General features: G+C 62.0%; 13 protein-coding genes. 10 read left to right on the top strand and 3 right to left on the bottom strand.

Annotated features, from left to right (window positions below; all coding sequences use genetic code 11):
• Positions 1-2,340 precede the first annotated feature (2,340 nt).
• Both WD012_RS00795 and WD012_RS00790 read left to right on the top strand, forming a co-directional pair.
• The gene (locus tag WD012_RS00795; protein WP_339561911.1) at positions 2,341-4,161 is read left to right on the top strand and encodes a proline--tRNA ligase; all 1,821 of its coding nucleotides are present in this window, start codon (positions 2,341-2,343) and stop codon (positions 4,159-4,161) included.
• A gap of 440 nt (positions 4,162-4,601) precedes the next feature.
• Positions 4,602-5,180: a single-stranded DNA-binding protein gene (locus WD012_RS00790; protein ID WP_339561910.1), complete on the top strand. Its 579-nt coding sequence runs from the start codon at positions 4,602-4,604 to the stop codon at positions 5,178-5,180.
• Positions 5,181-5,329: 149 nt separating this feature from the next.
• On the opposite strand, the gene WD012_RS00785 is transcribed toward WD012_RS00790, so the two are convergent.
• On the bottom strand, positions 5,330-7,408 hold the full coding sequence (locus tag WD012_RS00785) for a M13 family metallopeptidase (RefSeq protein WP_339561909.1): 2,079 nt from the start codon (positions 7,406-7,408) through the stop codon (positions 5,330-5,332).
• Positions 7,409-7,625: 217 nt separating this feature from the next.
• On the opposite strand from WD012_RS00785, the gene WD012_RS00780 reads away from it, so the two are divergent.
• The 3 genes from WD012_RS00780 to WD012_RS00770 all read left to right on the top strand — a co-directional run bounded on the left by WD012_RS00780 (position 7,626) and on the right by WD012_RS00770 (position 10,786).
• Positions 7,626-8,291, top strand: coding sequence for an HdeD family acid-resistance protein (locus WD012_RS00780; RefSeq protein WP_339562093.1), 666 nt, complete (start codon positions 7,626-7,628; stop codon positions 8,289-8,291).
• A 140-nt stretch (positions 8,292-8,431) separates the two neighbouring features.
• Positions 8,432-9,211, top strand: coding sequence for a type I methionyl aminopeptidase (gene map / locus WD012_RS00775; protein ID WP_339561908.1), 780 nt, complete (start codon positions 8,432-8,434; stop codon positions 9,209-9,211).
• Positions 9,212-9,493: 282 nt separating this feature from the next.
• Entirely contained in the window at positions 9,494-10,786 is a 1,293-nt protein-coding gene (locus WD012_RS00770) for a citrate synthase (RefSeq protein ID WP_339561907.1), read from the top strand.
• Positions 10,787-10,864: 78 nt separating this feature from the next.
• On the opposite strand, the gene WD012_RS00765 is transcribed toward WD012_RS00770, so the two are convergent.
• Both WD012_RS00765 and dapD read right to left on the bottom strand, forming a co-directional pair.
• Complete coding sequence (locus WD012_RS00765) at positions 10,865-11,230, bottom strand: DUF1304 domain-containing protein (RefSeq protein WP_044279553.1); 366 nt, start codon at positions 11,228-11,230, stop codon at positions 10,865-10,867.
• 122 nt (positions 11,231-11,352) lie between these two features.
• Positions 11,353-12,342: a 2,3,4,5-tetrahydropyridine-2,6-dicarboxylate N-succinyltransferase gene (gene dapD, locus WD012_RS00760; RefSeq protein WP_339561906.1), complete on the bottom strand. Its 990-nt coding sequence runs from the start codon at positions 12,340-12,342 to the stop codon at positions 11,353-11,355.
• A 960-nt stretch (positions 12,343-13,302) separates the two neighbouring features.
• On the opposite strand from dapD, the gene WD012_RS00755 reads away from it, so the two are divergent.
• The 5 genes from WD012_RS00755 to WD012_RS00735 all read left to right on the top strand — a co-directional run bounded on the left by WD012_RS00755 (position 13,303) and on the right by WD012_RS00735 (position 20,712).
• Positions 13,303-14,331 carry a DUF559 domain-containing protein gene (locus WD012_RS00755; RefSeq protein ID WP_339561905.1) on the top strand — a complete coding sequence of 343 codons (1,029 nt, stop codon included), beginning with the start codon at positions 13,303-13,305 and terminating at the stop codon, positions 14,329-14,331.
• 1,321 nt (positions 14,332-15,652) lie between these two features.
• Entirely contained in the window at positions 15,653-16,792 is a 1,140-nt protein-coding gene (gene prfB / locus WD012_RS00750; RefSeq protein WP_339561904.1) for a peptide chain release factor 2, read from the top strand.
• A gap of 90 nt (positions 16,793-16,882) precedes the next feature.
• The gene (gene ftsE / locus WD012_RS00745) at positions 16,883-18,208 is read left to right on the top strand and encodes a cell division ATP-binding protein FtsE (protein WP_339561903.1); all 1,326 of its coding nucleotides are present in this window, start codon (positions 16,883-16,885) and stop codon (positions 18,206-18,208) included.
• Positions 18,205-19,128, top strand: a complete 924-nt coding sequence (gene ftsX, locus WD012_RS00740; protein ID WP_339561902.1) for a permease-like cell division protein FtsX — start codon at positions 18,205-18,207, stop codon at positions 19,126-19,128. Before ftsE ends, ftsX begins: the two co-directional genes overlap by 4 nt.
• 117 nt (positions 19,129-19,245) lie before the next feature.
• A complete protein-coding gene (locus WD012_RS00735; RefSeq protein WP_339561901.1) occupies positions 19,246-20,712 on the top strand; it encodes a CHAP domain-containing protein in 1,467 nt (488 codons plus the stop codon).
• Positions 20,713-21,685 lie beyond the last annotated feature (973 nt).

Raw genomic sequence — 21,685 nt, 5'->3', positions numbered from 1 at the left:
GGTGATTCGGCAGTGGTGAGCGGATGGCGGATGGTTGGCGCCTTGTGGATTCACGACTGCCCAACCGGTTCGGCGTGCGGCGGCGAACGGGCGACGCTGTGCTGCTGGCGACCAGTGATGCCCTATCGCGCATGACATCTGACGACGTACGGCGTTGAGTTGCGCAGCGCGGCACAACGCCGTGCATGCCATGACATACAAACTGGCGGCTTTGCCTGCCCGCCGGCAATCGCGGACCATGTTCTGCCGTGTCGTGTTTGCCCGACCATACATGCTGGGCTGTTTGGGTTGCCCATGGACGGTTGGGAGGGACGGTCTGCCGAGTTGCGTATGCCGGGGCATGCGCGTTGAGCAGTCTGGGGTGTTCCGTGAGGAATCGTCTGTTTATCTGTGGCGTCGTGTATGTCGCGGCATGCATGCCCTGTTGTTTGGGTTGCCCGCAGGTGGTTTGATGAGGCGATCTGCCGTGTTGCGTATGCCGGGCGATGCGGTTTACAGCCGCTTTCGGCTGGATAGCCCACGTAAGCAGTCCTCCAGAGAATCGATTCGGTACAGCGGAATACCACGCGCAGATATGGCTATCTGCGTTGTCTGTGGTACCTGCCGAAGGGTATCTCGCATATGTGTGTTCGTCGACACCCGATACTCGAAGCAGTGTCGTTGGAATTCCGCGAATCGTGCTTGCGATATTGGGCATGGGGGAACACACATAGTGCAGATGTGGTCCATGAAGTGCTGCAGATACGCGAGATGCATGCTCTCGGCATCACAGATACGTGCAATAGCGGCATTGCGGACGCTCACGGCGGGTGCATCTGAGGATTGCGCCGCGTGTGGCAGCGTTTCGTTCGTGCGTGGGTGTGTGAGGATTGGCTCACATGATGGTGGTTTGGGTGGGCCGGATTGGCGTGTGGCCGTCGGTTGTACCCCGTTGTGTGAGGATTGGCTCACACACAGACGGGTTGAATGGCAGGGGGCGGCTGGTCTGGTGGCACCGGGGGCGTGGTGTGAGGATTCGCTCACACGCTAGCCGGTTGGCTGTGTCGATTCTGCCTGCCGGGCGGTGATTCGCTTGGGTGTGTGAGGATTCGCTCACACGGTCGCGTCTTACTCCTGTCCGGTTGGCTTGTTGATGGTGGTTGTGCCGTATCGTGTGAGGTTTGGCTCACATGATGGAGGTGTGGGGTGTCTGGATTGGCTTGTGGTTGTCGGTTGTGCCCCGTTGTGTGAGGATTGGCTCACACACAGACGGGTTGGATGGCGGGTGACGGCTGGTTTGGTGGCACCGGGGGCGTGGTGTGAGGATTCGCTCACACGCTGGCCGGTTGGCTGTGTCGATTCTGCCTGCCGGGCGGTGATTCGCTTGGGTGTGTGAGGATTCGCTCACATGATCGCGTCTTACTCCTGTCCGGTTGGCTTGTTGATGGTGGTTGTGCCGTATCGTGTGAGGTTTGGCTCACATGATGGAGGTGTGGGGTGTCTGGATTGGCTTGTGGTTGTCGGTTGTGCCCCGTTGTGTGAGGATTGGCTCGCACGGAGACGGGTTGGATGGCGGGTGACGGCTGGTTTGGTGGCGGCGGGGGCGTTGTGTGAGGATTGGCTCGCACACAGGCCGGGTAGTTGCGCTGGTCTAAGTCGTCCTACCGGTTATCGCCCCCGTTGTGTGAGGATTCGCTCGCACACAGGTCAGATAGTTGTACTGATTCTGCTTATGAAGCGGTAATCGCTTCGCAGTGCGACGATAGGGTCACACATCAGCCAGTTGGTCGTACCGTCTGCACTGATTGGACACCTATCTGTCCGCGGTGCGACAATCCGCTCACATCGCCGCAGCCAACAACCAGTCTGCTTTTCACATGATCAAGACATGGTGGCTTTGGATATTCCTTGCTGCTTCATCAACGCTGCGTTCCACTTAGTCTGTCGCGCACTGAACCCGCCAAGTTGCTGAGTTCGCCGATCTTGTCAAGCCGCTGCACCCGTGGAATCTGCCGAGCCTGACACGCCTTCCGAACCAGCCTCGCCCACGGCGCCCACTGCGCCCGTGGAATCTGCAGAACCCGTTGCATCTGCCGAACCGGCCGTGCCAGCTGTGCCCATCGATCCCGCCGAATCAGTCTACGCCCGTGGAACCCAGGGAATCCGCCAAACCGGCTTCGCCTGAACTGGCCGCGCCGCCAATCCCGCCAAACCAGCCGCGCCCGTCGAACCAGTCGTGCTCGCGATCCCACCAATCTCACTGGCCCCACCAAACCCACCAAGCTCCTCGACCCCATCGCGCCCGCGATGCCGGCAGACGCTCGTCCCCCAATGTCCCCTAACGCGAATACCTTGGGATTCATGAGTTCCAAAGCACTTCGTATGTCTACGCTCTTCCTGCGCACGCTGCGCGAGGATCCTGCCGATGCGGATGTCGATTCCGCGAAACTGCTGCAACGCGCCGGATATATCCGCAAGGCGGCCCCCGGCATCTGGACCTGGCTGCCGCTCGGCCTGCGTGTCCTGGACAAGATCGAGGGCATCATCCGCGAGGAGATCAACGGCATCGGCGCCCAGGAAGTGCATTTCCCGGCCCTGCTGCCGCGCGAGCCGTACGAGGCGACCCACCGCTGGGAGGAGTACGGTGAGAACATCTTCCGTTTGAAGGACCGCCATGGCGCGGATTACCTGCTTGCCCCCACGCATGAGGAGATGTTCACCCTGCTGGTCAAGGACATGTACTCCTCGTACAAGGATCTGCCGGTGACGCTCTACCAGATCCAGACCAAGTACCGCGACGAGTTCCGTCCGCGTGCCGGCCTGATTCGCGGCCGCGAGTTCATCATGAAGGACGCCTACTCCTTCACCGTTGACGAGGAGGGCATGCGCAAGGCCTATATGGACGAGCGCGGCGCCTACGAGCGCATCTTCACCCGTCTTGATCTGAAGTATGTCCCGGTGTTCGCCATGTCCGGCCCGATGGGCGGCTCCGCTTCCGAGGAGTTCCTCGCCCCGATGCCGATCGGCGAGGACACCTTCGCGCTCGCCCCGTCCGGCAAGGCCTGGAACGTCGAGGCGCTGACCACGCCGGAACCTCCGGTCGAGGATTATTCCGAGACCCCTGCCGCCGAGAAGGTGCCGACCCCGGATGCGATGAGCATCGAGAACATGGTCGCGCGCGCCAATGCGGACCATCCGCGCAGCGACGGCCGTCCGTGGCAGGCGAGCGACATCCTGAAGAACGTCGTCATCGCGGTCAAGCACCCCGAGGACGACGAGCACGACGAGCCGTGGCGCGAACTCGTGGTCGTGGGCGTGCCCGGCGACCGGGTGGTCGATATGAAGCGTCTGGAAGCCCAGTTCACCCCGGCTGAGATCGAGGAAGCGACCGAGGATGACCTGAAGGCGCATCCGGAACTGGTCCGTGGCTATATCGGCCCGATGGCCCTTGGCCCGCAGGCTGCGGCGCGCGGTGTCGAACACCCGATCCGCTATGTCATCGATGCGCATATCGCCCACGGTTCCGCATGGTTCACCGGTGCCGACGAGGCGGAGATGGACTACTACAACCTCGTGTACGGCCGTGATTTCACCGCTGATGGCACGGTCGAGGCCGTCGAGGTCCGCCACGGCGATATGAGCCCGGACGGTTCGGGCCCGCTGAGCTTCGAGCGTGGCGTGGAGATCGGCCAGGTCTTCCAGCTTGGCCTCAAGTATTCGAACGCGCTCGGCCTGAAGGTCCTCGACCAGAACGGCAAGACCGTCCCGGTGTGGATGGGCTGCTACGGCATCGGCGTGAGCCGTGTGCTCGCCTGCGTCGCCGAAACCCATCACGATGACAAGGGTCTGGCGTGGCCTGCGGTCATCGCCCCGGCCCAGGTGCATGTCCTCGCCACTGGCAAGAACGCCGAGGCTTTCGACGCCGCCGAGAAGCTGGTCGCCGAACTCGAAGCGCGCGGTATCGAGGTGCTGTACGACGACCGCAAGAAGGTCTCCCCGGGTGTCAAGTTCAAGGACGCTGAGCTGATCGGCGTGCCGCTGGTCGCCGTGGTCGGCCGTGACACGGTCAACAACGGCACCATCGAGGTCCGTGACCGTGACGGTTCGAACTCCGAGGCCGTCGCGGTCGATGCCGCCGCGCAGACCATTGCTGATCGTCTGGCTGCATTGCTCGGCGAGTAACGGATACTGCCCGCATGGTTCCCGGCGGGTACGGTGTAGGGAACACGCCGTTGACGGGCGTCACCTCGGATGTGGTGACGCCCGTCTTCGTATTCCGGTGGTATGCGCTTGCCCGCAGCGCTTCCGCCCGCTGTTTCCGCCTCCACAGGGAAGGCGCCCAGCGCAGGCAGACAGATGAAGCCTGGTTATCCACATTGGGGATGCCGCCGGATTGCTTGGAATTCCGGGCTTTTGGGCGATGGATGCGTCTTCTGACCACAATCGCGTCCCAGCCTGGCGTACCGCCGCATGCCTGCGGCACAATGGGAAATACCGCAGGCGTGGCGGAAGAACCGCTGACGACGTGACGATACATGCTCCGCCTCTTTACTCCGTTGCGTGGCAGATGTTCACCGCCCCGCCTGCAGTCCACAAACCGGTTGCCAACGAAGGGGAACGCAATGGTGCAACAAGGACTGATCACTATCAACGGCTATGTCGGGTCCGACCCGGCCAGCTACGGTAAGGATGCACCCGCCTGCTCGTTCAGGATAGGGTGTACACGCCGCTATTTCGATGCCGCGGCACAACAATGGAAGGACCGCCCGACCATATGGATCACGGTCAAGGCGTTCCGCGCGCTGGCGCAGAACGTGCTCAACAGCGTGCGCAAGGGCGACCCGGTGATCGTGACCGGCTCGCTGGCGAACGAGCAATGGGAACGCGACGGCGAAACGCATTCGAGAACGGTGATCGAAGCCGCCTCGATCGGCCATGATCTGGGTTTGGGGACGTCGCAATTCACCCGCCAGAAAAACGTTTCCGCCGATCAGGCCGCTCGTACGGCACAACCGGCGGAAAACCAGGCGACTACGTATGACGGTTCCGGGCGGCAGATGCAGTCCCGTCCCGTCGATCCGTACGCGGCGGCGCCGGCCGGAGCGCAAGGCGCCCAAGGGCTGCAAGACACCCAAGGGCGACAGGCCGCCGCCGAGGTATACCCGCCCCAGGAGGAGGAATTCACCGATGACGAGATATGACGATCGGATGATCCCCCGTCCCCGGATCGGTACCGTGCTCATACACTGGTGGGGTGCCGCCCGGAGCGGACACCCCACCAGTGTGTACGGCGACGGGCCATGGAGCCCGTCCTCCTGCCGGAGCCTACCTCGTCAGCGCAGGCGTGCGGCTACCAGATGCGTACCCGCTTGTCCGGGTCGAGCCACATCGCGTCCGTAGGCTTGACGTCGAAGGCCGCGTAGAACAGGTCGACGTTGCGCACGATACCGTTGGTGCGGAATTCGGCGGGTGAGTGCGGGTCGATCTGCAGGTACTGTTCGGCCAGTTCGTCACGCTGCTTGGTGCGCCAGATCGACGCGTAGCTCAGGAAGAACCGTTGCAATCCGGTGAACCCATCGATATCCGGGGCGCTGTCGAGAGCCGCTCGAATCGCTTCGGGTGAGCCATCCTCCGGCTTGCCCGAAGCCGCGTCGAGCGCGAAGGCGTATGCTTTGAGCGCGATATTCACGCCGCCCAGGTCGCCGATGTTCTCGCCGATGGTCAACGCGCCGTTGACATGGGGGGCCTTGCCCGGCTCGTCGGCGTACTTCTCGGCGAGCTGGCGGGGCACAAAGCCGTTGTACTGCTCGATGAGTGCCTTCGTGCGCTGGTCGAAATGCGCGCGATCCTCATCGGTCCACCAGTTGTCGAGCTTGCCGTCGCCGTCATACTGGCTGCCCTGGTCATCGAAGCCATGGCCGATCTCGTGTCCGATCACGGCGCCGATACCGCCGTAGTTCGCTGCGTCATCGGCCTGCGGATTGAAGAACGGGGGCTGCAGGATCGCGGCCGGGAAGACGATGACGTTGAGTGACGGCTCATAGTAGGCGTTGACCGTCTGCGGGTTCATCAGCCATTCGTCGCGGTCCACCGGCTGCCCGGCCTTGGACAGCTGGTAGCCGTTCTCGTACAGGGACGCGGCGCGCATATTGTCCACAAGCCCGGCATCGTCGCGCACGTCAAGTGCGGTGTAGTCGCGCCAGTGGCTGGTGTACCCAATCTTCGCGGTGAACTTCGAGAGCTTTTCCAGCGCCTTGGCCTTGGTCGCCTCGCCGAGCCAGTCGCTGATGCTGATCGACACCCGGTAGGCGTCGATCAGGTTGCCGACCAGCTGCTCCATACGCTGCTTGGAGCTTTCAGGGAAATGCCGCTTGACATATTCACGCCCGACATCCTCGCCGCACACGCCGTTGACCAGGGACACTCCACGCTTCCACCGGTCACGCTGCTGCTTGGCGCCGGACAGCACCTTGCCGTAGAACGCGAAGTTCGTCTCATCGAACTCATGGCCGAGCATACCCGCCCAGCCGATGATCGTGTGCACGCGCGCCCACAGCTTCAGGTCATCAAGGTCACTGGCCGCCCAGAACGCGTCAAGACCGGACAGGAAGCTCGGCTCGTGCACGATTGTATGCTGCATGATCGCCTTGAGATCAAGCGGCTGCGCCTTGCCGGCGGCGGTCGCGTCATACGCCGCCTGCCACGCGCCGATCCAGGCGGTGAGGTCGAAGTGGGCGAGCGTGTCGTCCAACGCGGCGAAGTCCGTGGGATTATACGTCTTCTGCGAATCCCTGGTGGCCACGTTGTCCCAGTGGTGCGAAGCGATCCGGGTTTCCACATCGAGGAAACGCCCGGCCTGCTCCCCGGTTTGCAGCTCATCGCCGTACCCGGCCTGGCGTAGCTGCTTGGCGACCATCGCCACGTACTGTTCGCGGACCTGGGCGTAATGGTCCTCACGGTAGTACGCTTCATCGGGCAGGCCGATGCCTGCCTGTTCGATATGTACGATATTGTGCTCCGGGTCGCCCGGGTCGCCGTACACGGCTATGGCGAACAGGTCAGGACCGCCGGTCGGGTTCAGTGAACCGAGCACACGCGTCAGGCCCGCCTTGTCCTCGGCCTGGTCGATGGCGTCGAGATCGGCGCGGATCGGCGAGATGCCGGCCGCATCAATGGCCTCGGTATCGCAGAACGTGCGGTACAGCGCGTGGGACTTCGCCGCCGGGCAGTCATCATCCTCCAGGATGTCACGGATCTGGCGTTCCGCATCCTCGGCGAGCTTGTCGAAGGAACCATAGCGGGAACGGTCATCAGGAAGACGGTACGTATCGATCCACGGGCCGTTCACATACCGGAACAGGTCGTCGACGGGCTTGATGACAGAAGAGAAAGAGGCCGGGTCAAGGCCGGAAACCAAAGCGTTGCTCATAGCTTCACCCTAGCCAGATTCGGTGACAACACCGGCGGATTGCGCCGACGGCGACAGATACGCGAAAGCGGTTCCGTACAGGCCGCGCGGCACGGGTCGAAAACAGACAGGATCGCGCATGTTGTTCCTTCCTTCCGCGCCCGGTCATGCCTACAATCGCGGTGAAGGCACAACTTCGGTACCTGTAAGGAAAGGAGTAATCATGACTGATCAGAATATGAATCAGAATCCTTATGGCCCGTATGCCGGCAACCCGAATCCCAACGCCGGGCAGAACCCGGATCCGCAAGGGCAGAGCCCCTACTCGTTCAACCCGTTCCGGCTTGTCGAGGAGATGCTGCCCCAGCGTGCGAAGAACACCATCCGCGGAGCCTACGGCCTGATCGGCATCGTCGCCGTCATCCTCGGCATCGCGCTGCTGGTGTGGCCGGGCAAGACGCTGGTCGTCGCCGCGGTCGCCCTGGGTGTCTTCTTCGTCATCTCCGGTGTCGTCCGCATCGTCAGCGCCATCGTCGAACTCGGCCTGCCCGCCGGATGGCGTGTGCTGGACATCATCGTCGGCCTGCTGCTCACCGTCGGCGGCGTCATCATGTTCAAGTACACGGCGCTGTCCGCACAAACCCTGCTCATCGTCATCACCCTGACCGTCGGCATCTGCTGGATCGTCGAAGGCATCATGGCCTTGGCCGAATCCTGGATGCTGCCGAACCAGGGGTGGGCGATCTTCTACGCGATCATCTCGATCATCGCGGGCATCGCGATCCTGTTCTGGCCCGGCCCGTCGGCTCTCACGCTGATGATCTTCGGCGGTATCACGCTTATCGTGCTTGGCATCAGTGCGATTGTGCGCGCGTTCACTTTCGGCAAACCCAGCAAACGCTGATCGCCGCCGAATCCCCAGCCGACACCGATGGGCCGCCCGCCGCAACTGACGGGCGGCCCATCATGTCCCATCCGCCCGCCGGCAAGCGAATCCCGGCATCAGGGCTTGCATTGTAAGCCGCACGAAGTAGGGTTACAACTATGATCGAACTGAAAACACCTCAGGAAATCGAAGCAATGAAGCCTGCCGGCCACTTCGTCGGCAGCATTCTCAAGGACTTGCGCGCCCAGACCGGCGTGGGCACCAATCTGCTTGACATCGACGATTATGTTCGCCGCCGCATCGAAAGCCGTAAAGGCGCGGAATCCTGCTATGTGGATTACGCCCCGGACTTCGGCACCGGCCCGTTCAAGCATTACATCTGCATCTCCGTCAACGACGCCGTACTGCACGGCGTTCCCTACGACTACAATCTGCAGGATGGCGATCTGGTCAGCCTCGACCTTGCCATCAGCGTCGACGGGTGGGTCGGGGACTCCGCCATCAGTTTCGTCGTCGGCAAGAACAAGGATCCCGAAGACCTGCGCCTGATCAAATGCACCGAGGACGCGCTCGCCGCCGGTATCGCCCAGGCGCAGCCGGGCAACCGTCTCGGTGACATCTCCGCCGCCATCGGCGATGTCGCGCACGAGCAGGGCTACACCGTGAACCTCGAGTTCGGCGGTCACGGCGTCGGCCACGTGATGCACGGCGACCCGCATGTCGCCAACGACGGCAAGGCGCATCACGGGTACAAGCTGCGCCCGGGCCTGGTCATCGCGATCGAACCGTGGTTCATGAAGACCACCGACGAGATCTACCAGGATCCGAAGGACGGCTGGACGCTGCGTTCCGCCGATGGTTCGCGTGGCGCGCACACCGAGCATACGATCGCCATCACCGAGGACGGCCCGGTGATCCTCACCGCGCGTGACGAGTAATCACGCCGATACCTTGGATATCATCCGGCGGGGTGGAGCGGTTTGGCCGTTCCACCCCGCCGGTTTTCCGCGTTGTCTGGACCGCAAGCATTGGTGCGCTATCGGCCCGCCCGGCAACGAATAATGCGCGTCGCAATGACCATTGTGCAAGACGGACGGGGCATTGCAAAGACGCGGTCTGATATCATAAACACACTCCAGAACATGCGCGAACATAGCTGTATCATCGCCGCGAACAGTGTGTGGCAGGTGTGAAGGCAATTCTTACGGAAAGGGGAGCTGATGGCGACAGCCGAGTTGAAAGTCGATTCCGAGCAGTATGACCTCCCGCTGGTCAAGGCGACCGCGGGACCGGACGGCATCGTCGTGTCCAACCTGCGCAACGACGGTTGGGTGACACTCGACCCGGGCTTCCTGACGACCGCGCAATGCGAATCCAAGATCACGTTCATCGACGGCAACAACTCGATTCTGCGCTATCGGGGCTACCCGATCGAGCAGCTGTGCGAACAGTCCGATTTCCTTGAGGTCGCCTGGCTGCTGCGCCACGGCGAACTGCCCACACGCCAGCAGTACGACAAGTTCTGCTCCGACATCAACCATCGCACCATGGTAGGCGAGGATTTCCGCACCTTCATGGGCTCGTTCCCCCGCACCTCGCACCCGATGAGCGTGCTCGCCTCAGCCATCAACGCGCTCGCGGCGTTCTACCCCGACACCACGGATGTCAACGATTCCGACCAGCTTGACGAGGCCGCCGAAATCATCATGGCGAAGGCGCGCACCATCGTCAGTTATATCTTCCGCCGCCGCCGTGACGAGCCGATGCTCTACCCGGACGTCTCTCGCGGCTATGTCGACGATTTCCTGCGCATGTGCTTCGCCGTGCCGTACGAACCGTTCGAATCCGACCAGCTGTACGTGCACGCGCTCGGCCGGCTGCTCATCATCCACGCCGACCACGAGCAGAATTGCTCGACCTCCGTGGTGCGTATCGCGGGCAGTGCGCACGCGAACCTGTATTCCGCGGTCGCGGCCGGTGTCAACGCGTTGTCCGGCCCGCTGCACGGCGGCGCGAACGAGGCGGTGCTGCGCCAGCTCAAAGCCATCCGCGATTCAGGCAAGACCGTCAAGGAATTCGTCGAATGGTCCAAGGACAACGGCAAGCGTATCGCCGGGCTCGGCCACCGCGTCTACAAGTCGTATGACCCGCGCGCGGCCATCGCCAAGACCTACCTGACCAAGATCATGGAGCATGAGGCCACGTCAAGGTTGCCGCAGGATGAGCGCGCCCTGTTCGACGTGGCCACCGAACTCGAGCAGATTGCGCTGAGCGATGACTACTTCGTCTCGCGCCACCTGTACCCGAACGTCGACTTCTACACTGGTTTGATTTACCGCGCCATCGGTTTCGATCCAGCCATGTTCACCACGCTGTTCGCGCTCGGCCGCATCCCCGGCTGGATCGCCCAGTACCGGGAGATGCTCGACGACCCGATGACCAAGATCGGCCGCCCCCGCCAGGTCTACACCGGGGAACCCCAGCGCGATTACGTGCCGATGGACCAGCGGTGAATTGCGGATTTCAAGGACCGGTAGCCGTATGACGGAGGCTGCCCAATCAGGCTGCGGCCATCGCCATACGGCTGTACCTCACAGTCCGAACACCAGTACGAGCACCAGCGCGATGATCGCCAGTCCGCCTTGCTTGAGAATGATCCATGGGCTGCTGGTGAAGCTGCCGTACGCGGCGACCGCGATGATCATGCCCAGCAGCCAGGCGACCGCCGCCGTCGAATGGTAGGCGAAGAGTGCAATCAGCAGCAGTACGCCGATCAGCAGGTTATAGACACCCTGGTTACGGAACAGGGTGGTCACCGAATCACGGGACAGTTCCTCGCCGGTCATGCCGAACACGCGCGCCGTGGACGATGATGTGGTCGCGATGGTTTCCAGATAGAAAATGTAGACGAATTCGAGGGCGACGGCGGTCACCAGCACGGTATTGACGATATGCATGATATTGGTTCTTTCCTTGGGTATTGAAACATGAGGTGCCAAAACATCGCGGGGCGGGCCGCGTGCCTTGTCGGTGCCGCCTGCCCGCCCCGCCTGTTTGTGGGTCTTTTGTTTGCGGGTCTCTAGTTCTTGTGCAGCTTCTCGTTGAGTGCGATGCCGACCTTGCGGTAGCGCGCCTCGATGCGGCCGCTGACCGAATTGCGGATGAACAGGATGTTGTTCTTGCCGCTCAGATCCGCGCCCTTGACCACGTCGAGCGGTTCGCCTGCGGCGACCTTTGCCTTGTCGTACACGGTCACCTTCGTGCCGGCGGTCACGTACAGGCCGGCCTCGACCACGCAGTTGTCGCCCAGCGAGATGCCGATGCCCGCATTCGCGCCGAGCAGCGAATGCTCGCCGATCGAGTTACGCAGCTTGCCGCCGCCCGACAGCGTGCCCATGATGGAGGCGCCGCCGCCGATGTCGGAGCCGTTGCCGACCACGACACCCTGGGAGATGCGGCCTTCGACCATCGAGACGCCGAGCGTACCCGCGTTGAAGTTCACGAAGCCCTCATGCATGACGGTCGTACCTTCGGAAAGGTAGGCGCCGAGACGCACGCGGTCGGCGTTGCCGATACGCACGCCGGTGGGGACCACGTAGTCGACCATGCGCGGCATCTTGTCGACGAGCATGACCTCGACGTTGGCGGCGGGAGCCCCATTGACCGCGTGGTTCGCGGCGGCCTGCACGTCCATCTTGCGCAGGGCGAAGTCCTCGATGGCGAACGGGCCGTAATTGGTCCATACGACGTTGGCGAGTACGCCGAAGATACCCTCGAGGTTCAGCGTGTTCGGCTTGGCCAGGCGCATGCTCAGCAGATGCAGACGCAGGTAGGCGTCGGCGGCGTCCGCAGGCGCGGCGTCAAGGTCGCTGACGGTGAAGACGGGGACGCGTCGTACCCCGCGCGCATCGGCCTCCTTGCGCACGAAGGCGTCGAAGCCGTGTGCCGGACGGTCCGTCTCTGAGGGAGCCGGGCCGATGGTGAGCTTGGGATACCACACGTCGAGCGTGGTGCCGGCCGCGTCAATGCTTGCCAGTCCCCATCCCCATGCGGTGCGTTGATCTGCCATGATGTTCTCCTGCCGTTGCTTGCTGTGGTGCGCGGTTCTCGTTGCGCGCTTCATCGTTGAGTATATTACGGGCAGGGTAATGGCGGTTGCGGGATTCCGGTAGCCATCGCGTGTGATTGTCAGTGGCGGCTCGGTGGCGGCCTGCAATTCGCGGGCGATGTGCCGTCGGCGGCGCCCGATCGCCGTCTGATGCCGTCTGATACCCATGTGACAAGCCCTGATTGTGAGTCGTCGGACATTTCCGGCGCGATTCGATAGGCCGCCGGCCACTGCACAGCATGTATTGTTCCCTGATTGTGAGTGGCGGCTCGCCGTGACACGGGCATCGGGCGCGGCACCAGCTCGTGGCATCCAACCTGAGCATTGGTTGTGAGTGGCGGCTCGCTGCCGGGTCGGTCACTTTTTGCCGAGACACGGAATCCCCTTGTTCATTCGAGCCTGTCAAAGTCCGTTGTGAGTCTTGGCTCACGATCTGCTGGCAAGGGGCGGCGAGAGGGAGGATAACGCTGATATCAATAGTGCTGGTCGTGGGTGGCGGCTCACAACCAGCTTGCCCCGGCGGTTTGGTGAATGCCCGGACAGACTGCTGGCGGGTATGCACGTGAGATTGTGAGTGGCGACTCACAACCGACGGGACGGTCAACAGCCCAGACGGTCAACGGCCCAATCAATAGAGCGCCGATGGGCCAGCCAATGGAAATGTCTGCGATACCACCTGTTCCGCACCGTTTGTTCCTGTTTTCCATCGGTCTTCCGCTTGCCGATTGCGCCTGCGACCTGTTGCCGCTTGGCTCTTGTGTTTCCATGTCTCGGCCATCATGACAGTCTCGCGCCCGTCTCGTTTGCGAGCTTCCGACTGCTATCTGCCCTCTCATCCGTCTATGTCGTCTCGCTTCATCTTCTGACCACATTCTTCGTTCTGTTGGGTCCCGTTGAACTCTGTTCGGTAACGTCGTTTCTATGAATACTGTGTATCACCAGGAATCCGGGCTGCTGAGACAGGCGAATGGCCGACGGGTAGAGACGACTTCGGTCAGGTTGCTGCGCATCCAGGCTGAGACGCTGGTTCGTTGCCGGGAATTGCAGGCGCGGGTGGCGTCACCATTGGTTTTCGCGTTGAGTACCGCTTTGAAACTGCTGTGCATCGACGTTCCTGGTGAGCTTGATCACGAGGAGCTGGTCGTTGTCGCTGTCTCACAGAAGACGCGCCGACGTATCGCGGGCGTTCGATGTGTGTACTGGAGCTATCCGATGCGGCAGATGAAGCTGGGCAATATCGCATGCGTGGCGCCTGACACCACGTGGCTGATGTATGCGCGCAAGTCGGGGTTGCGGGCTCTGGTGCTGCTGGGCGACGCCCTGATGAGAAGGGATTCGGACCAGCGTTGGATGGCTCTTCGCGACCTGCGGGATCTGTGCCATGAAACGCATGAGGCCATCCGGGCTGATCGTCGTCGGATGCCGCGAGGTACTGCGGATTGCCGCCGCGCGATGACGCTTATGCGTGAGAACACCGACTCGTTCCGGGAAAGCGAGTTGCGTTTGATGCTCATGTCGCATGGGCTTCCGACGCCGCAAGTGAATCCGGCTGTCGAGATCGCTCCAGGTGCCGGCGTCATGGCTGGTTCCGCGAGACGGCGGTTTTTCCTGGATCTCGCATATCCTGAAGCGAAAATCGCTGTTGAATATGATGGCAGGCATCATGCAGGCACCTGGGAATATGACGTGCAGCGTCGCAAACTGCTCGAGGATGCCGAATGGTCATGCATCAATGCCACTTGGCAGGATCTCAGGGATGCCGCTTCGCGGATGTCGTTCGTCCGCAGCGTGGCGATGCGCTTGTCCCGGCGCATCGGACGGGAAGTCCGCGTGCATGAGCCGATGACTCTCCGCCGGCTTGTCATGCGATTGGCGAGGGAAGCCAGAACGGCGGACAAGGACGTGAATGCTGTGTCTGGGATACAAAGGGCTGTCGCGCCGCCCGGCTGATGGCGTTTTGCCGGGTATGGGTCCGCGCCATGGCGATCGTTTGCGCTGATGGCAATACTGCTGGATGCGACGGGCGGCGATCGTTCTGGCTGTCGGTGACGTCGGTAGCGCTGGCGTTGGTGCCGGTGCCGGCGGTTGGCGTCGGCTCCTTTGCCGCAGTCCGTGCTGATGTAGCCTGATGCTGATCGTGAGTTGCGGCTCACGACAGGCCTGGGCCGGATGCCGGGGTGAGCCTGATGCCCCGTGCCGTTGGCAGCGGATGCCCAATGCATGCGCTGCCGGTTGTTGCAGGGAGGTTGTCCCGACGTGGTGGCGCATGATCTTCTCGTGCGATTGTCTGTAATCGCCTGTAATCATCCGTAATCATCCGTGTTGTGCCACCGCATATATCAAAGTGTTGGTTGCCATCGTGCTGATTGTGAGTGACGGTCCACAGCCGGCAAGAAAGAGACGCGGCTAACGATGCGGTCAGTCAGGTTACGACCCGCCGCTTATTCCACATGCCCTCCGGCCCTTGGACTCATGCGTTCAGTCGGATCGCGTTCCGTGGGGTCATGGTCTGTCGGACCGCGTTCCGTGGGGTCATGGTCCCTTGGGTTGCGGTCCGTTGGTCTGCGCTCTGTCGGGTCGCGGTCCGTCAGGGTTGGCCGCTGGTTGTGAGTGGTGGTCCGCAATCGACTGTGACGACGGTGTGATGCATTTGCCGTTACCGGCAGATCCCGATTGGTTGTGAGTGACCGCGCGCAGGTATCGGAGCGGGATTGGTGATGGAGCGGTACTGGATGGTCGGCTGTCAGCCGGTGGCGTGCGGCCGCTCACAATCACAGGGCAGTGTGGCGGCTGGAAAGGTGTGGCCGAAGGCCGGGCGCTGCTGGTTGTGGGTGGCTGCTCACAGCCAGTGGGAATGGCGTCGACGGTACGGTGTCATCCAGGCCGATTGTGCTGCTGGTTGTGGGTGGCTGCTCACAATCGATGCGATTGGGGGCCCAAGATACGTAGGCTCTGCGGATCTGAGACAGGTGGCGGCGAGCGGTCACTCACAATCAGAGGGGGGGCGGCAATGGGCAGGTGGCGACCGGTTGTGGGTTGTGGGTTGGCGTCTGGTGGTCTGTGGCTGGCGACCGGCGACCGGCTGCCGGCGGTGGAATCAGGCGGCGGCGTGGCGGCGGCAAGAACCGCCCGCGATCGTTCCGGCGCAATGGGGGAGTCGTGCGGGCAGTAGCGGCCTGTGGGGGCTGGCACTGCGTGGAATCGGCAAGGGATGTGAACGTTCTATTCAGCCGATGGTCGATTTCCGGTTGTACCTGTAAGGTGGATAGTTGTGGCAGACTATGACTTTACTCAGGATTTGAACGAGACCAAGGCGAAATTCGATATGATCGCCAAAGCCGTCGATATGGACGCTTTGGCCGCGTCAATCAAGGAGCTCGAGGCGGAGGCGAGCGCCCCGGGCCTGTGGGATGACCAGGAGCACGCCCAGCACATCACCAGCAAGCTGTCGGCTGCACAATCCCAGTTGAAGCGTCTCAAGGATGCCCAGCGGCGCATCGATGACGTCGAGACCCTGTACGAGCTTGGCTCCGAAGAGGACGACAAGGAGTCCATGGACGAGGCTGTCAGCAGTTTGAAGCAGCTTGACCAGGACCTCGTCGATATGGAAGTCCAGACCCTCATGGACGGCGAATATGACGCGCGTTCCGCCGTCGTCACCATCCGTTCCGGCGCCGGCGGCGTCGATGCCGCCGATTTCGCCCAGATGCTGCTTCGCATGTATTTGCGTTGGGCCGAGCGGCATGATTTCAAGACGAAGATGATGGACACGTCCTACGCCGAGGAGGCGGGTATCAAATCCGCCACGTTCCAGGTGGATGCGCCGTACGCGTATGGCCGGCTTTCGGTCGAGGGCGGCACGCATCGCCTGGTGCGCATCTCGCCGTTCGACAACCAGGGCCGCCGACAGACGTCTTTCGCCGCGGTCGAGGTGATTCCGCTCGTGGAATCCACCGATCACATCGATATCCCGGATTCCGACATCCGTGTCGATACCTTCCAGGCGTCGGGTCCTGGCGGCCAGGGGGTGAACACCACGTATTCGGCGGTGCGTATCACCCATTTGCCTACGGGTCTTGTGGTTTCCATGCAGGATGAGCGCAGCCAGATCCAGAATCGTGCGGCCGCCATGGCGGTCTTGCAGTCCCGCCTGCTGGTGTTGCGCCATGAGGAGGAAGCCAAGAAGAAGAAGGAGCTTGCCGGCGATATCAAGGCCAGCTGGGGCGATCAGATGCGTTCGTATGTGCTGCATCCGTACCAGATGGTCAAGGATCTGCGTACCGGTTATGAGACTTCGCAGACCCAGGCTGTGTTTGACGGCGATATCGACGGCTTCATCGAGGCGGGTATCCGCTGGCGTCATGATCAGCGCAAGCAGGCAGCCGAGGAAGCCGTCCACGAGGGCAACTGATATTCGCAACGGTAAAACGCCGTTCCGGGGCTGTGCTCCAAGGCGGGCACGGGGCGGCGTTTCAGGGCAACGATACGGAAGACAGGGATCATGTCGCTGATTACGCTTGATGATGTGACGAAAATCTACCCGAAAGGTACGCGACCGGCGCTCGACGATATCACGCTGCACATCGACCGTGGCGATTTCGTCTTTCTTGTCGGCGCGTCCGGTTCGGGCAAGACGACGCTGCTGAGCCTGCTGCTGCGCGAGGAGGAGGCGACGGATGGCGAGATCCGTGTGGCCGGCAATGACCTGCGTCGTTTGACGAACCGGCAGGTGCCGCAATACCGTCGTTCCATCGGCTTCGTGTTCCAGGATTACAAGCTGCTGAACAACAAGACGGTCTGGCAGAATGTCGCGTTCGCGCTTGAGGTGATCGGCACGAGCCGTTCGACTATCAGGACGCTGGTTCCCAAGGTCCTTCAGACGGTCGGACTTTCCGGTAAGGAGAAGAACTATCCGCATGAGCTGTCCGGCGGCGAGCAGCAGCGCGTGGCTATCGCGCGTGCGTATGTGAACCATCCGCAGATCCTGCTCGCCGACGAGCCGACCGGCAACCTGGACCCGACGACATCGCTCGGCATTATGGAGGTGCTTGACGCAATCAACCGCACGGGTACGACCATTGTGATGGCTACGCACAATGAGGAGATTGTCAATTCGATGCGCAAGCGTGTGGTCGAGTTGCATAACGGCAAGATCGTACGTGATGAACCGCATGGCTCCTATGATTCCGCGTTGTATTTCCCTGATCGTGATGTCGAGTCGAAGGCGTCCACGGCGCTGGTCGCTGACGCGGGCGCCACGGGGATGCAGCCGGCCGGTGCCGCGAACGGGTCGGCGCTCCAGAAGGATGACCGGAATGCGAAGTACCGTCCGTCGGCTGGGGCGCAGGTGTCCGCACGCCCGCAGGCGCGCGATATCGCCCAATCGTTGCTGGCATCGCAGAACGGTGACGAGGGCATAGCCCGTCTCGCCCATTCGGTGCATTCCGGACGGACCGGCCGCTACGGTGAGGTGTTCCAGTCCGTGGAAACCACGATGACCTGGGGCAAGGGGTTGAGCGCGGAGGATATTGCGGCGAAACGCGAGCATGAGGAAGCGTACGCGAAGCGTCACGGCACCAATGTCGAGACAGCCGAGCGGCACGACCACGACGGGCGACCCACGGATGGTAAGGCTGCGGAAAGCAAGGCTGCGGACGGGCAGGCCATGCAGCCGCAGCAGGCCGATGCCGGTGAACGCCGGATGACGCTTCCTGCGCCGCCGTCACCGCCCGCGCCTCCGATGCCGCCCGCCGCGGATGGTGAAGCGGCTGCGCAACGGGTACACGACACGAACGATGCGGACGGGAAGGGCGGTCAGCGGTCATGAGGTTACGGTTCATTCTTTCCGAGACGTGGACGAGTCTGCGTCGCAACGTGCCGATGATCCTGTCGGTGATGCTTGTCACGTTCATCTCCTTCCTGTTCATCGGGGCGTCCGTGCTGATGCAGGCGCAGATCACCAAGGCCAAAGGCGATTGGTATGACAAGGTGGAGGTCGTGGTCTGGCTGTGCCCCGACGGCACCAGCCAGTCGGCGAACTGCTCGTCGGGCAAGGCGCCCACGAACAACGAGATCGTGGATATCGAGGACAAGATCCAGGACGAACTCGGTTCCGTGGTGTCCAAAGTCACGTATGTCAGCCGCGATGAGTTCTACAAGAACACCTTCCTCAAACAGTATCCGAACGGTGTCTATCAGGGGCGGACACTGACCGCGGCGGACATGCAGGCCTCGTTGAGGTTGAAGCTCACTGATCCGACCAAGTACCAGCAGGTTTCCGAAGTGCTTTCGGGCGTCACCGGCGTCGAGGAGGTGCAGGACCAGCGGCAGATCTTCGATCCGGTGTTCAGCGTGCTCAACAAGGCGACGGTGGTGACGGTGGTCTTGGCCGGTGTGATGATCGTGGTAGCCGTGCTGCTTACCGGCACGACCATACGTATGAGTGCCGCGTCACGAAAGAACGAGACCGAGATCATGCGTCTGGTCGGCGCATCGAACTGGACGATCAGGCTGCCGTTCATTCTGGAAGGCATGACGGCGTCGCTGATCGGCTCGCTGCTCGCTTCGGGGGCGTTGAGCGTGATCGTCCAGGTGTTCATCACCGACGGGCTTGCGCAGACCGTCCAGTGGATGCCGTTCATCACGCAACAGACGGTGTGGCTGGCCGCACCCGCGCTGGTTGTCGGGGCGATGGTACTGTCCGCGCTGTCTTCAGCGGTGTCGTTGCGCCGCTATCTGAAGGTGTGACGCGGTATTCGGATCCGCACATCCCCATGCCCCCGTCGCCACAATGACGGGGGCATGCCCAGTGAACATTGAGCATCGGCAGGTACAATGTCGATGAACCATATGAAAGGCTGTGATATGAAGCGCACGAAGAAGATCAACGCCATTGCCGGTGTCCTGGTCGCATCGCTCACTCTTATCGCCGCGGGTACCGCGAATATTGCCGCTGTGCAGCCGGCGCAGGCTGTCACCATGCAGCAGTACAAGGCGAAGCTGCAAAGCCAGAGTGATCTGAAGGCCAAGCTTGCAGGAGTCAGCTCGCAGCTGGCGGATCAGATCCTCGAACTCAATGATCTGAACCAGAACCAGATTCCCGCAGCACAGCAGGCGTTGCAGGATGCCCAGGACTCCGCCGAGCAGGCCCAGGCCCAAGCCCAGGCGGCGTCGGAACGGCTTGAAGCCGCCAAGCAGGACAAGGCCGATCTCGAAGAGCAGATCAAGCAGACCGGGGCCGATTACGATGACGCCAAAGCGGCTGTCGCCCAGATGGCGCGTGACAGTTTCCACGGCACCACCGCGTCCGAGGTCATGAACGTGGTGACGAACTCCACGACGACCGAGGATTTCGTCAACAAGATGCAGGCGGATGCGGCGGTCACCCGCACGGAAAGCAATGCCGCCAACGATGCCGCGACACAGCTGAACACGGCGAAGAACCGTGAACAGCGTCTGGCCGCCATCGAGGATGAGATCACCACGCTCAAGAAGAAGGCGGACACCCAGGCGGCCGCGGCGCAGAAAGCCGTGGAGACCGCCCAATCCAAGCAGGACGAGCTCAATGATCTGCTCGCCAAAGGCAATGCCGAGCGCGAATCGCTGGAGAACCAGAAGAGCCAGCTGACGTCGCAGTCGGCGAAGGAGGCCGCCGAGATTGTCGCGATGGAGTCGGAAATCAACTCCTGGTCGAGCAATTATGCGAACCAACAGGCGTCCCCGTCCAGCGGCGGTTCGCAGGCGGCCGCCGGCAAGCCGTCGAGCTCCGGATCAAGCTCGAACAACTCCGGGTCGTCCGGCTCCAATAATTCGAACACGTCCCGTCCGAGCACGCCGGCTACTCCGAGCCGTCCGAGCAATTCCGGCTCGTCCAATTCCGGCAGCTCGTCCAATTCCGGCGCCTCGGGCATGAGCTACAGCGTGCCCGGCAGTTGCCCGGCGGGGTCGTCGTTCTGCTACGGGCACAGCACCGGCAATGTCGGTAACGCGTACCCTGCACGTCAATGCACGTGGTGGGCGTATATTCGCCGCCAGCAGCTGGGACTGCCTGTCGGGTCATACCTCGGCAACGGCGCCCAATGGGCGAGCAAGGCCCGCGCTCTGGGGTACCTGGTCAACAACACGCCTCATGTCGGCGCCGCCATGGTGTTCGCGCCCGGCCAGAGGGTGACCAGCTGGTATGCGAGCGCCGCCTACGGGCATGTCGCCATCGTCGAGCGCGTGAATTCCGACGGATCCGTGCTGATTTCCGAAGGCGGTACAAAGTGCCCGTATATCCCGTATTCGGAAGTCGTGTACAATGCGAGCAGCTTCCAGTACGTGCATTACTGATTCGCGGCTCTAGTGTGAGCGTGTTGCGTCGCCGGGGCCATGCTGCAGGAACATGCGGTATGGCCCCGCTGTTATTGTCTGAGGCCCTGTAGCGGTGTGGGGAATGAAGATGCTGTGGCCGTCGCCATTGCCGGACTGCCGCCTGCTGCATCGACGCGCGAGCGGTTGGTTTGCACACCGGCGTTTGCGGGTTTGCCTCCTGGTCGATGTCGAGTAATGCCTGGTTGTGAGTGGTGGTGCGCAATCAACGTGTTGGGCAAACTGGGGAGCTGATGGATGGGGCTGATGATTGCCTGGTTGTGAGTGGTGGCTCACGACTGACTTGTTCGACTGGTTGAGAAACCGGAATGGGTATGCCGCCGTGTAGCTGGTTGTGAGTGGCGACTGGCAATCAATGTGTTTGGTCATGGTGGAAGATCGGTGGTCGTCGCAATCAGCGGCTGGTTGTGAGCGATGGTGCGCGATGGGGCTTGTGCCGCCGTCATGCCTGAGGTGTGCGATCCTGGCCTTGTTGCGATTGTGAGTGGCTGCTCACAATCAAGCAACACCGGTGAGACCGTAATCCTGGGGTGCCGCCGTTTGAGCGTTGATTGTGAGTGGCTGTGTACTGTCATGCGTTGAATATGTGTTTGGTGGGCGATTGGCGATCGTGCGTTGCATGTTGTGAGCCGTGACTCACAACCGAGTCGGTCTGGTTGTCTTATCGTCGGTACGTTGCGTCAGATTGCAGCGAATGGTGAGTCATGGTTCACAATCAAGATGGCACGAGCGGCTTCTTGGTGTTTTCCCTGGTCCCGATCTTGCTGGTTGTGAGTGATGTTCACAACCAAGGAATGCCGCTGTCGAGGTTATCGTGTGCGCGTCATACCCATCGAACTGGTTGTGAGCGGCGGCCCACAGGCACCCAGGCTGGGGCGGCTGTGCGGTTGATAGGTGGTGTATGTGACTGTTGATTGTGAGTGGCTGCGCACAA

This window comes from Bifidobacterium thermophilum, assembly GCF_037482445.1.
GTDB lineage: Bacteria > Actinomycetota > Actinomycetes > Actinomycetales > Bifidobacteriaceae > Bifidobacterium > Bifidobacterium thermophilum_B.
Note: the sequence above shows the minus strand (reverse complement) of the source record. Positions and strands in the feature narration are given on the sequence as shown.